At 64.9% G+C, this 11,836-nt stretch carries 11 protein-coding genes; 6 read left to right on the top strand and 5 right to left on the bottom strand.

The genetic code is table 11. From position 1 onward, the window contains the following. Positions 1-2 precede the first annotated feature (2 nt). The 3 genes from RFM52_RS27950 to cpaB are packed head-to-tail and all read right to left on the bottom strand — an operon-like array spanning position 3 to position 2,671. Entirely contained in the window at positions 3-278 is a 276-nt protein-coding gene (locus RFM52_RS27950) for a hypothetical protein (RefSeq protein WP_320295509.1), read from the bottom strand. A 4-nt stretch (positions 279-282) separates the two neighbouring features. Further along, positions 283-1,722, bottom strand: coding sequence for a type II and III secretion system protein family protein (locus tag RFM52_RS27945; protein WP_320295508.1), 1,440 nt, complete (start codon positions 1,720-1,722; stop codon positions 283-285). A 28-nt stretch (positions 1,723-1,750) separates the two neighbouring features. Then, complete coding sequence (gene cpaB, locus RFM52_RS27940; protein WP_320295507.1) at positions 1,751-2,671, bottom strand: Flp pilus assembly protein CpaB; 921 nt, start codon at positions 2,669-2,671, stop codon at positions 1,751-1,753. 254 nt (positions 2,672-2,925) lie between these two features. Here cpaB and parE point away from each other — a divergent pair, with 254 nt between their 5' ends. The 3 genes from parE to RFM52_RS27925 all read left to right on the top strand — a co-directional run bounded on the left by parE (position 2,926) and on the right by RFM52_RS27925 (position 7,641). Beyond that, a complete protein-coding gene (gene parE / locus RFM52_RS27935; RefSeq protein ID WP_320295506.1) occupies positions 2,926-4,980 on the top strand; it encodes a DNA topoisomerase IV subunit B in 2,055 nt (684 codons plus the stop codon). Positions 4,981-5,022: 42 nt separating this feature from the next. Beyond that, positions 5,023-7,119, top strand: coding sequence for an FUSC family protein (locus tag RFM52_RS27930; protein ID WP_320295505.1), 2,097 nt, complete (start codon positions 5,023-5,025; stop codon positions 7,117-7,119). An 84-nt stretch (positions 7,120-7,203) separates the two neighbouring features. Then, positions 7,204-7,641: a VOC family protein gene (locus RFM52_RS27925; protein WP_320295504.1), complete on the top strand. Its 438-nt coding sequence runs from the start codon at positions 7,204-7,206 to the stop codon at positions 7,639-7,641. A gap of 16 nt (positions 7,642-7,657) precedes the next feature. Here the strand turns inward: RFM52_RS27925 and RFM52_RS27920 are convergent, their stop codons facing one another. Next, positions 7,658-8,779, bottom strand: a complete 1,122-nt coding sequence (locus RFM52_RS27920) for a DUF2336 domain-containing protein (RefSeq protein WP_320295503.1) — start codon at positions 8,777-8,779, stop codon at positions 7,658-7,660. 152 nt (positions 8,780-8,931) lie between these two features. Between RFM52_RS27920 and RFM52_RS27915 the strand changes: the two genes are divergently transcribed. Beyond that, positions 8,932-9,384: a MaoC family dehydratase gene (locus tag RFM52_RS27915; RefSeq protein WP_320295502.1), complete on the top strand. Its 453-nt coding sequence runs from the start codon at positions 8,932-8,934 to the stop codon at positions 9,382-9,384. Further along, on the top strand, positions 9,384-10,259 hold the full coding sequence (locus RFM52_RS27910) for an HpcH/HpaI aldolase/citrate lyase family protein (protein WP_320295501.1): 876 nt from the start codon (positions 9,384-9,386) through the stop codon (positions 10,257-10,259). The genes RFM52_RS27915 and RFM52_RS27910 overlap by 1 nt, the downstream gene beginning before the upstream one ends. 3 nt (positions 10,260-10,262) lie before the next feature. Here the strand turns inward: RFM52_RS27910 and RFM52_RS27905 are convergent, their stop codons facing one another. Beyond that, on the bottom strand, positions 10,263-10,937 hold the full coding sequence (locus RFM52_RS27905) for a methyltransferase family protein (RefSeq protein ID WP_320295500.1): 675 nt from the start codon (positions 10,935-10,937) through the stop codon (positions 10,263-10,265). Positions 10,938-11,079: 142 nt separating this feature from the next. On the opposite strand from RFM52_RS27905, the gene RFM52_RS27900 reads away from it, so the two are divergent. After that, positions 11,080-11,817 (top strand): TetR/AcrR family transcriptional regulator, encoded by a 738-nt coding sequence (locus RFM52_RS27900; RefSeq protein WP_320295499.1) that lies wholly within the window; start codon positions 11,080-11,082, stop codon positions 11,815-11,817. Positions 11,818-11,836 lie beyond the last annotated feature (19 nt).

Raw genomic sequence — 11,836 nt, 5'->3', positions numbered from 1 at the left:
CATCAGTTCGATGTCGTTGATGATGATGTCACCGGCGCCGGCCCGGAGCCGGCTTTCGCACCGACGGCAGCGCTTTCGGAACCCGGGCGCTGGGCCGGCACTAGGAGTTTTGTGTTCTGCACGCCGTATTTCCAGGGATCGACCATCTGCATGGCGGTGTTGGACGCCTGCGCGTTGCCGGCCGCCAGTGTCACCCCTTCGGCGCGAATGTAGTCGTCGCTGGTGCAACCGCCGGCGAAGCCGGCCAGCAGCAGAGCGATGCAAACGGGGATGCGCATGGCCTTAGTCCTTTGGCAGGTCGAGGAAGTGGCCGGACGTGGTGGCAGCCACCGGCCGGGCGGCGCTGCCGTCCGCCAGAGCCACCGGACGCTTCGACGCCGAGGCGTCCACTTCCTCGGTGTTGTTCAGGAAATAGTCGGCGGGACTTGCCGGCTGGGTGCCGTCGGTCGGCTCGACCATCTTCTTCGAGGGATCGACCGGCTTGACGAGGTAAGGCGTGACGATGATGACCAGGTCGGTCTCGCGCCGCTGATAGGATTTCGAGGAAAACAGCGGACCGAGCACCGGCAGCTTGCCGATCCCCGGCACCCGCGATGTCGTGATGTCGTTCTGCGACTGCAGGAGGCCGGCGATCATGAAGCTCTGGCCGTTCTTGAGGTCGATCGATGTCCTGGCGCGGCGCACGATGAAGGCCGGAATGGAAATGCCGCTGCTGACCTGGATGGAAGCGGACGGGTCGATCGAGGACACTTCCGGCGCGATGTCGAGGCTCACCAGCCCGTCCTTCAGCACCGTCGGCGTGAAGTCCAGGCCGACGCCGTACTTCTTGTAGGTGACGCTGATCTTGCCATTGTCCTCGGAGACCGGGATCGGGAACTCGCCGCCGGCAAGGAAGCTCGCCGTCTGGCCCGAACGCGCAATCAGGTTCGGTTCCGCAAGCCGCCGCGCCAGGCCGCGCTCCTCCAGCGCCTTGATGGCGATGTCGATCGAAACGCCGTTCGACAAAAGGCTGCCGATGATCTCACCGGTTCCGGCCCCCGTCACGCTCCCCCCGTCCGGGTTCAGCACGACTTTGCGGTTGCCGATGCCATAGGCGAAATTGGCGGAGTATTTGGCGCCGAGGTCCTGGCCGGCCTGACGGTTGATCTCGACGAAGCGGACGTTGAGCTGCACCTGCTGCGAGGACGAGATGTTGACCGAGTTGATGACTTCCTCATTGCCGGAAAAGCGCGACGCGATCTTGCTGGCCTTATCGGCGGCGACCGCATCGTCGGCCTCGCCCGACAGCACGACGCGGCCGTTCGCCGAACCGACCTTGATCTTGGCGTCGGGCACGCTGGCGCGGATGGTGCTGGCCAGCTGGTCGGTATCCAGCGTCACCTCGATGTCGATGGTGCCGACAAGCTGCTTGTTCTGGTCGAAGAGCGCAATGCCGGTGGTGCCCAGATTGTTGCCGAGCACGTAGAAGGACTTGTCGGTCAGCGGATTGACGTTGGCGATCTCAGGATCGCCGATGACGATCTGGTAGAAGGCGGCGCTCGTCATGATCGTCTTGGGCTTGCCCTTGGCAACCTTGATCGAGGCGTTCTTGTTCGCCGAGACATAGACGATTTCATTGTCCGCCCTTGCCGGCCCGGTGACGCCAAGCATTGCCGCCGCCAGCGCTATCGCGCCGAGAAGACGCCATCCCCCGGTCGTCCGAAATGCATCAAACCCGAACATCTTGCCCCGTCCCGCCGGTCCCCACCGGCTATTGCTGCAGTTCCTGCGGCGGTTCCCGTGAAGGAACCTTGTATTCCTCGACCTTGTCGCCGCGCGTCACGATCACCGTCTTGAATTTCGGCTTGTCCTCATCCTTCGTCACCGCGTTGACGAGCGAGGCGGCGCTCGCCTGCGCGTTTGCGGCAACCGACCCGCCGAAGGAGGAGATGGTCGTAAGCCCGCCTTTGCTGGCGCTGGCGTCAGCCGCGGAACGCAAGGACAGCGACAAGGAGCCGACGGTGCGAGCGAGCGCCACTTTCTGCGCCCCTTCATTGGTCACCTCGAGGGTCACGGAATTGGCGACCTGCGGCTCGGTCTTGCGTTCGTCGGTGCCCTGTCCGACCGAAAGCACCTTGGCGTCGGACACGACGATCTCGGACGTGACGGTCGAGCCGGCGGCGCCCTGCGCATTCTTGGACACTTCCTGGATATCCCCCGCGTCGCGCGTCAGCACGACGTCGACACGGTCTCCCGGCGTGATGAAGCCGCCGACGCCGGCGATCTCATCGGTACGGATGGTGACGGCCCGCATTCCCGGCGACAGCATGTTGGAAAGGGTGGCGCGGCCGTTTGGCCCCGACAGCTTGGCGAGCAGCACCGGTTCATTGACCTCGATCGGCGACAGCACCACCCGGCTGCCGTCCGCAAGCAGCTTATCGATGGTCGGGAAAGCGCCCTGCGGCAGGGAATCTTGCGGCCACGGAATCTCGGCGAGCTGCGGCCGTCCGAGCTCCATGCCGTAGCGCAGCGGCGCTTGAGCCACCACGATGGTCTTTAACTCGACCTTGGGTTGCTGCGGGGCTTCGACCGTGACGACCTTGACCTCGGGCTGAGCCTTCGCCTGGCTCTTGACCCAGAAATCCGCCGCAAAGATCGAGATCGCGCCGAAAACGGCGGCGATGCCGATCATGGGTATGGCCCTGCCCCTCACAACGAAACCCCTGACGCCCGTGGTCTTTTGTTGGTTAGGCCTCACGCTAGGCATTAATGTTAAAGAATAAGGAACACCGGGCCTCACGGACCGCCCTATTTCGGCCGGCTTGGTTATCGAATGGTTTTGGAATAAGAGACAGTTTGATCCCTGAACGGAACAGGAACTCGTTCGCCCGTCAAAAGCGTGGCAGTATCGAGACGTGATTCGCATTACCGGACGCTAGGCCCAGCATGGACGACAGCAACGACCTCTTCGGCAAGATGGAAAAGCCGGCACAGCCGGTGCGCGCGCCCTCGCGCCCGGCCGATCCGCTGGTTCAGGCCGCGAAGCGCTTGACCGCCGCCCGTGATGGCAGCGAGGGCTACAGCGCCGCCGACATCGAGGTTCTGGAAGGGCTGGAGCCGGTGCGCCGCCGTCCAGGCATGTATATCGGCGGCACCGACGACAAGGCGATGCATCACCTGTTCGCCGAGGTCATCGACAATTCGATGGACGAAGCTGTTGCCGGTCACGCCACTTTCATCGACGTCGAGCTTTCCGCCGACGGCTTCCTGACCGTCACCGACAACGGCCGCGGCATCCCGGTCGATCCGCATCCGAAATTCAAGAAGCCGGCGCTCGAAGTCATCATGACGACGCTGCATTCGGGCGGCAAGTTCGACTCCAAGGTCTACGAGACCTCCGGCGGCTTGCACGGCGTCGGCGTTTCGGTCGTCAACGCGCTGTCCGACCACCTCGAGGTCGAGGTCGCGCGGGGTCGTCAGCTCTACCGCCAGCGTTTTTCCCGCGGCGTCCCGGTCAGCGGTCTTGAGCATCTCGGCGAGGTCCACAATCGCCGCGGCACCAGGACCCGCTTCCATCCCGACGAGCAGATTTTCGGCAAGGGCGCCGCCTTCGAACCGGCGCGGCTTTACCGCATGACGCGCTCGAAGGCCTATCTGTTCGGCGGCGTCGAGATCCGCTGGACCTGCGATCCGTCGCTGATCAAGGACAAGGACCAGACGCCGGCCAAGGCCGAGTTCCATTTCCCAGGCGGCCTGAAGGACTATCTCAAGGCGACGCTCGGCGACGAATTCCAGGTCACGCGCGAGGTCTTCGCCGGCAAAGGCGACAAGCAGGGCGGCCACGGTTCGCTCGAATGGGCGGTGACCTGGTTCGGCGGCGACGGTTTCCTCAACTCCTATTGCAACACCATTCCGACCCCCGAAGGCGGCACGCATGAGGCCGGCTTCCGCAATGTGCTGACGCGCGGGCTGCGCGCTTATGCCGATCTGATCGGCAACAAGCGCGCCTCGATCATCACCACCGACGACGTGATGATCTCGGCCGCCGGCATGCTGTCGGTGTTCATCCGCGAGCCGGAATTCGTCGGCCAGACCAAGGACAGGCTGGCGACGATCGAGGCGATGCGCATCGTCGAAAACGCCCTTCGCGACCCGTTCGACCACTGGCTGGCCGACAATCCGCAGGAAGCCTCGAAGCTTCTGGAGTGGGTCATCGCGCGCGCCGATGAGCGCGTGCGCCGCCGCCAGGAAAAGGAAGTCTCGCGCAAGAGCGCGGTGCGCAAGCTGCGCCTTCCGGGCAAGCTCGCCGACTGCACGCAGAACGCCGCCGCCGGCGCCGAGATCTTCATCGTCGAGGGTGACTCGGCCGGCGGCTCGGCCAAGCAGGCGCGCGACCGCGCCAGCCAGGCGGTGCTGCCGCTGCGCGGCAAGATCCTCAACGTCGCCTCCGCCGGCAACGACAAGCTCGCCGCCAACCAGCAGATTTCCGACCTCATCCAGGCGCTCGGTTGCGGCACGCGCTCGAAATACCGCGACGAGGACCTGCGCTACGACCGCGTGATCATCATGACCGACGCCGACGTCGACGGCGCGCACATCGCTTCGCTGTTGATCACCTTCTTCTATCAGGAGATGCCGAACCTGATCCGCGGCGGCCATCTCTACATGGCCGTGCCGCCGCTCTATTCGATCAGGCAGGGCGGCAAGGTCGGCTACGCCCGCGACGACGCGCACAAGGACGAATTGCTGCGCACCGAGTTCACCGGGCGCGGCAAGGTCGAGATCGGCCGCTTCAAGGGCCTGGGCGAGATGATGGCCTCGCAGCTCAAGGAGACCACGATGGATCCGAGGAAACGCACGCTTCTGAGGGTCGATGTGATCGACGCCGAGCAGGCCACCAAGGATGCCGTCGACGCGCTGATGGGCACCAAGCCCGAGGCGCGCTTCCGCTTCATCCAGGAACGTGCCGAATTCGCCGAGGCGGACGTGCTGGATATCTGATCGCCTGCTGGTCCATAACAGTCTCCGGCACGGAGAACCGATGTGACCTGGACGCGGTTGAAAGAGCTTGTCGAGACGCCGCTGAGCGGCCTGACGCAGCCGACCCGTTCGGACTGGATTTTTGCCCTGCGCACGGTTTCGGCCGGACTGATCGCGCTGCTTGTCGCCTACGCCCTGAAGCTCGACCATCCGCAATGGGCGATGATGACGGTGTTCATCGTCGCGCAACCAGTCGCCGGCATGGTGCTGGCAAAGGGCTTCTACCGGCTGCTCGGCACACTGGCCGGCGGCTTGGCCGCGGTCGGCATCACATTCCTGTCCGGCGCCAATCCCTGGGTGCTGGTCACTATCCTGGCGCTCTGGATCGGCATCTGCACGCTTGTATCCTCGCTGCTGCGCAACCCGGAGGCCTATGGCGCGGCGCTTGCCGGCTACACGGCGATGATCATCAGCCTGCCGGCGCTCGGACAGCCGCATATCGTCGTCGACCTTGCGATCGCGCGCTGCGCGGAGATCGTGCTCGGCATCGTCTGCGCCGGCGTCACCAGCCGGCTGATCCTGCCGAAGCTCGCGGCCGACGCCATCATTTCCAGGTTGAAGCGCAGCATCCTCGATCTCGCCGAATATGCCGGCGGCGCCTTTTCCGGCGGCGATCCGGCAAGCCTCGCCGCGCTTCAGCGCAAGCTGATCACCGATGCTCAGACGCTCGCCGAAATGCGCACCTACGCGCGCCTGGAGGCGCCGAGCTTCGCCACGCGCGCACACCCGGTGCGGCGCACGATCGGTCAGCTTCTATGGGCGCTTTCGGCGGCGCGCGCGCTGCACAGCCACCGCAGGCCGAAGAACGCGGCACTCATTCCCATGCGCAGCGAATTGAAAGCCTTCGTCGGCGAGCTGGCGGCGACGCCCGGCGCGCTCGACGACACGGCCCCCTGGGTGGCCCGGCTTGACGCGATCGCGGGCAAGGCCAGGGAGATGCCCGACCTGCCCAAGGATACCGGCCCGAACGATAGCGGCCCCGACGATAGTGGCGAAGACAAGGTCGGCACCATCACCCGCCTGACCATTGCCGGCGATTTCGCCGAGGCGCTGAAGCAGGTGATGCGCGGCCTTGACGCGCTTCGCTCGCCTGTCTCGCGGAAGTCGAGCGAGCGAGCCCAGCCGGCGCTGGTCGTCCACCGCGACTATCAGGCCGCATGGCGCAACGCCGTGCGCGCGGCGCTCGCGACCTTGCTCGTGGCGATCTTCTGGCTGACGACCAAATGGTCGGAAGCGGCCGGCACCGTCATCCTCGTCGCCGTCGTCTCCAGCCTGTTCGCGGCGCGCCCTGATCCCGTGCAATCCGCCTTGGGCTTCTTCACCGGAACGCTGATCGCGCTGCCTTTTGCCTTCCTGGTCGGCCAGGTCGCGCTGCCGGCGCTGCCCGGCTTCGGCTGGTTCACGCTCTTCGTCGTGCCGATCATGGTGCCCGCGGCGCTCGGCATGGCCAATCCCCGCCATGTCGGCGTCGCCACCGCTTTCGCCATCAACTTCCTCGCCTTCCTCAGCCCGCATCAGCAGATGATCTACGATCCCGGGCCGTTCTTCGCCGGCTCGGCCTCGATCCTGGTCGGCATCCTGATTGCCATCGGCGTCTTCATCGTCGTGCTGCCCGCCGATCCCTGGGGCACCGTGGAGCGCATCTCGCAGGCGATGCGCGAGGATCTGGCGCGGCTTTGCCTGCATGAGCGCATTCCCCGGCGCTCGGCCTTCGAAAGCCTCGCCTATGACCGGATCAACCAGTTGATGCCGCAGGTGCAGCAGACCGGCCGCAAGGGCGATCCCATTCTTGGCGGAAGCATCGCCGCCGTCACCGTCGGGCTGGAGGTGCTGCGGCTGCGCCACGCGCAACTGAACTCCACCGTCCCGCACGAAACAGTCGAGTCCATCGGCAACTTCCTGCGCGGCCTGGCGCGCGAATTGCTGTTCAGGCGGCCGGGTGAGCCACAGACCGCGACCGTCGCGGTGGCGAGGCAATATGCGGCCAGCATCGCCCAGCGCAGCGACCGGCTCGACATGCTGCAGATCGCCGCCTCGCTGCGCATCATCGCCGCGGCGATGGAGGATTACCCGGATTTCTTTGCGAAGGGTCGCGCTTGAACCATTCGGGCGTATCGCGTTTCAGGTCGGACCGTTTCGGGAATGGTTCCTTGATAACTGGTCGACACTTTATAGGGTGGACACATGGCGCTCAAACGGATGGACAACATAGGAATCGTCGTCGAGGACCTCGACGCGACGATTGATTTCTTTCGCGAGCTCGGCCTCGAGTTCGAGGGGCGCGCCATGATCGAGGGAGAATGGGCCGGACGTGTCACCGGGCTCGGCGATCAGAACGTCGAGATTGCGATGATGCGCACGCCGGACGGCCACAGCCGGCTCGAGCTGTCCCGCTTCATCAGGCCGCCTGTCGTCGCCGATCACCGCAACGCCCCGGTGAACGCCCTGGGCTATCTCCGCGTCATGTTCGCCGTGGACGATATCGACGACACGCTTGCGAGGCTTCGCAAGCGCGGCGCCGAGCTCGTCGGCGAAGTGGTCCGGTATCAGGACGTGTATCGGCTCTGCTACATCCGCGGGCCTGAAGGGCTTCTCATCGGCCTCGCCCAGGAGCTCGGATGAGCCTTGAACATGCGCTTTAGGCCGCTGCGATCGCCAGCGCGTGCCCGCGCGCATTTTCCCGCAGGGCGTCGAGATGGATCGATTTCACCAGCCCGGCAAGATCGCCCTCTGCCGATTGGCCTCCGAGTTCCTTCAGCATCAGCCAGCTCACTTCCTGCACGCCGGCGACACGCCGGCCGTTGGCGACCTCGCGCCATACTTTCAGCGCGCGCAGGATTATGCCATGCGTCGCCGGCGCAAGTCCGGCGCTGCGGAACAGCGCCTGCAGCGCAACGTCATGCCCGCCGGCGAGAAGCGCCGTCACCCGCTGCTCGGACTGCTGGGCCAAAGCCACCAGCGTCGAGCCGAAGAAGTCCACCTTGCCATGCGCGATGGTGCGGATGATGAAACTTGCCGTGAGGTCGCCGCGCAGTCTCAGATGCTCGATCAGCGCGGCATGCTCTTCCATGCGCGTCCCCTCGATCAGCGTGACCGAGGCTTTCACGCAGGCGTCGCGCATCACGCGATCGGCGCGCGCCGCCCCCATCATCGCCAGCACCAGCGGCGAACCTTTCAGGGTCTCGCCGAGCTTGACCAAAAGCATGTGCCGGCAATCGGCGGGCAGGCGCTGATCGGCAATCAGCGCCTCGCGCACCAGCGGCAGGTGGCCGTGGCGCTCGGCCATGCGGCGGAAACTCAGCGAAGCAATCTCGGCGCCGCTGTTGCCGACCAGCGCGACGCAGGCTTCCGGCTCGCCGATCTCGGCGATCGCCGCCGCCAGCGACATCGAGACGACCGGACGGTTGGCGATCAGCTTTTGCGTCGCCTTCTGGCCACAGGCGACGCGTTCGACCAGATCGGCATCGGTAAGCAGCGGCGAACGCGCCAGCACCAGCGCCGCCACTTCCGGCTGGTCGGCAGCCAGGGCGCTGATCACCTGCGGCGGCGCGTGATGGCTCATCGACAGCGCCTCGGCAAGCGCCTGGCGAACCTTGGAGGAAGCGTCGTCCAGAAGCAGCGTGAGGGCCGCCTCGGCGGCGCAGCGGTCCTCGAACGGCAGATCGGAATTGACATAGGCGCGCGCCAGCGCGCTCGCGGCGGCGGCCCGCTCGGAAACCCTTGCCGTATCAATCCACTTTAGAAAGTGCGAAACAACCATACCGACCAGCTACGCCCTCGCCGGAATATTTCCGGCCCCGTTGTGAACGGTAGGCCGGAAATGGTTTACGAACGGTTCACCATGTTTCTTAACCGGCTTGATGGCAGCGCGGCCAACGCCTATCAAGCACGGGCATTGGAGGAGATCGAACCATGGCCGGGCTTTATCTGGAAGAGTTTGTCGTCGGCCATGTCTTTCGCCACACGCTGCGCAAGACGGTGACCGAGAGCGACAACATGCTGTTTTCGGTGATGACGCTGAATCCGCAACCTCTGCACATCGATTTCGACTTCGCCGCGAAAACCGAATGGGGCAAGCCGCTGGTGAATTCGCTGTTCACGCTCGGCCTGATGATCGGCATTTCGGTGAACGACATCACCGTCGGCACGACGGTCGCCAATCTCGGCATGAAGGAAACGGTGTTCCCACACCCCGTGTTCCACGGCGACACCATCCGGGTGGAGACCACGGTCGTCTCGTTGCGCGAATCCAAGTCGAAGCCTGATCGCGGCATCGTCGAGTTCGAGCACCGCGCCTACAATCAGAATGATGTTCTCGTCGCCAGATGCACAAGGCAGGCGATGATGCTGAAAAAGGCGGCCTGATGCGCTCGCTGCTGTTCGTGCCCGGCGATTCCGAGCGGAAACTGGAGAAGGGTTTTGGCGCCGGCGCCGACGTGGTCATCGTCGATCTCGAGGATTCCGTTGCCGCCGCCAACAAGAGTGCGGCACGCGACGTTGCGGCGCGCTTCATCTCCAGCCAAAAGCAGCAGACGAGCTCCGCCATCTACGTCCGGGTCAACGACCTGTCCACCGGCTTTACCGACGCCGACCTCGCGGCGCTCGTCCCTGCGAAGCCCGACGGCATCATGCTGCCGAAGTCGAACAGCGGGCAGGACGTCCAGCAGTTGGCGGCGAAGCTTCGGGTGCACGAGGCCGAGAACGGGCTTCCGGACGGCGGCATCAAAATCCTGCCGATCATCACCGAGACCGCGACGGGCGTGCTGGCGGCGGCAAGCTATGCCGGAACGAGCGCGCGGCTCGCCGGCGTGACCTGGGGCGCCGAGGACTTGTCGGCCGCGATCGGCGCGCGCGCGACCCGCGACGAGAGCGGCTGCTACACCGACGTGTTTCGCCTGGCGCGCGCCATGACCATCCTGGCGGCCGGCGCTGCGGAAGTCGCTGCCATCGACACCGTCTTTCCCGATTTCCGCGACATGGCCGCCTTCGAGAAGGAATGCCGTGAGGCCGAGCGCGACGGCTTCACCGGCAAGATGGCAATCCATCCGGCGCAGGTGCCGGTCATCAACGCCGCCTTCACACCGTCCGCCGAAACGGTCGGGCTATCGCAGGCGATCGTTGATGCCTTTGCGGCAGCGGGAAACCCGGGCGTCGTCGGCATCGGTGGCAAGATGTACGACCGGCCGCATCTGCGGCTGGCCGAACGGCTGCTCGCGCGCGCGAGGGCCGCCGGCGTCTGACCGTTACCAGACCATCGGGATCAGCTTGTAGCGAACGCGCGCGGCGTAATCGTCATAGCCCCGCAGGCCGGTCCGCAAGGTCTTTTCCTCGATGAAGGTTCGGATGGCGAGCAGGACGATGAAGGCAAGCACCGATGCCAGCCCCCACCAGGAGCCGAGAAGCAGCGCCGTGCCGGCGAAATAGAGTATGGCGCCCGCATACATAGGGTGGCGGACATAAGCGTATTGCCCGGTGGTGATCACCTTCTGCCCGCGCTCGTCCTGGATCTTCACGACAGGCGCCGCGAAGCTGTTTTCCAGCATTGTGAGATAGCAGATCCAGATGCCGACGAGCAGGATCAGCATGCCGATCGCCTGCGCCCAGACTGGTACTGGCGACCAGCCGAAACGGATGTCGAGCCCCATCAGCGCCAGCCAGGCGAAGATGCCGAGCAGCAATATGCTCAGCAGGATCTTGTCGGCCGCAGTCTGGGTCTTCTGGATCGGAGGACTGAGGCGCTCATTCATCAGGCCTGGATCGCGCCGGGCCAGTGCCACCCCCATGGTAAGGCTCAGCCCGACCATCATGATTATGTACACCCAGGCGCCGATCCAGTGCAGGGTGCCGGCCGACAGGAACAGCAGCACGCCCATGACGCCGAACCATATGAATGTCTGGAAAACCAACCTCGAGATCATGACCAACCTTCCGTGACGTCTCCCCGCCGCTATTGGCCGAATCCGACCAGTGGTCTATTATACCGACCGACGGTCTATTCTCAAGCGTAATCGGCGCCGGGCATCTGGACGGGAACGGCGGCCGCGTGCACAAGGTTTCGTCATGCCACGTATCATCAAGCACCCGGAGCTCAGGCGAGAAGAGCTGCTGGACCATGCCCAGGCCCTGTTCCTGACACATGGCTACGACAGAGCGAGCCTCAACGACGTCATCGCCGCCGCCGGCATCTCGAAGGGCGCCTTCTATCACTACTTCGCCTCCAAGGAGGCCCTGCTGGAGGCGCTCGCCGAGCGTTTCGCGAGGCAAGCGCTCGCCGGCGTTCAGGATGTGCTCCGCGATCCGGCGCTCGATCCGCTTGGACGCCTCAATGCCTTGCTCGCGAAGTCACGGCAGGCCAAGGTCGAGACCGCGGCGGAAGCCTGGGCGCTGTTCGAGACAATGTTCCGGCCCGAAAACCTGGTGCTGTTTCACCGCATCAACCTGGCGGCCAGCGCGACCTTTTCGCCCTTGCTGGTCGAAATCATCAGGCAGGGTGTCGAGGACGGGACGTTCCGCACCTTCGATCCGGAAGGCGTCGCCGACATCGTCATGCAATTCGGCATGGCCACGCACGATGTGATCGCCAAGGCGTTCGCCGGCGGCAGCGATGCCGATATGGACATTGCGATCGAAACCCTGGAAAGGCGCGTCAGGCTCTACGAGATCGCGCTCGACCGCCTTCTGGGGCTTCCCGACGGCAGCATCCGGATTGGCGAGCCTGGCTATGTCCGTGCCGTCATGACGGCGCGTCGCGCTAATCCTTCCGTCGGCACGGATGCACGGCCTTCGAAGAATCGTTAGCCAGGCCGCGCTTCTTTGC

The organism is Mesorhizobium humile (genome assembly GCF_033977215.1).
Lineage (GTDB): Bacteria > Pseudomonadota > Alphaproteobacteria > Rhizobiales > Rhizobiaceae > Mesorhizobium > Mesorhizobium humile.
The sequence above is the reverse complement of the archived record's forward strand: the minus strand, read 5'-3'. Positions and strand labels throughout refer to the sequence as shown.